The sequence below is a fragment of the Halorubrum sp. Atlit-28R genome (genome assembly GCF_003665955.1).
Classification (GTDB): domain Archaea; phylum Halobacteriota; class Halobacteria; order Halobacteriales; family Haloferacaceae; genus Halorubrum; species Halorubrum tropicale.
The window spans coordinates 1-478 of the sequence record NZ_QPLS01000191.1 but is presented as its reverse complement, the minus strand read 5'-3'; the positions used below and the strand labels follow the sequence as shown (position 1 = coordinate 478).

The following is a 478-nucleotide window of genomic DNA, read 5'->3' as shown; positions in this document are numbered from 1 at the left end:
AGAAAGTCGAGCGTCGAACTGAACGGAGAGTTCGAGCGTCGGACGCCGCCTACTGAAGGAGTTGGTAAATACGGTAGAACGCGAATCCGGCGATGAAGACGCCGAGGAGACCGACCCCGAGAACGAACAGTCCGGAGTTACCCTGCGCGAACGACCCCAACGCGGGAAGCGCGAAGGTCAGCAGTCCGATAGCGGCCGCGAAGATGAGAAACACCAGGTACACACTCGTCCCGAGTACGTGCCAGAGGGCGTTCTTCATGGCCCGATACGTAATTTCGTACTACTCTTCGGGCGTGAGTCGGTTGGAGGGCATGAACTGAATATTGTCTATGAAGTGTAATAAAAGAAGGCGGGTGGTCGGCGTCGATTCCAGCATTAGAGAGTTTGCTGGCGAAAGATAAGATTGGTTAACAATCTACTGACTGACGTCGGACGATGTCAATTGGGGGCGCCGACAAAACCATAGCAATCTGAAACA

Annotated in this window: 1 protein-coding gene; it reads right to left on the bottom strand. The window is 54.0% G+C overall.

Going from position 1 to position 478, the window contains the following annotated elements; all coding sequences use genetic code 11:
- Window positions 1–49 precede the first annotated feature (49 nt).
- A complete protein-coding gene (locus DVK06_RS19465) occupies window positions 50–259 on the bottom strand; it encodes a hypothetical protein (RefSeq protein WP_233561807.1) in 210 nt (69 codons plus the stop codon).
- Window positions 260–478: the final 219 nt, after the last annotated feature.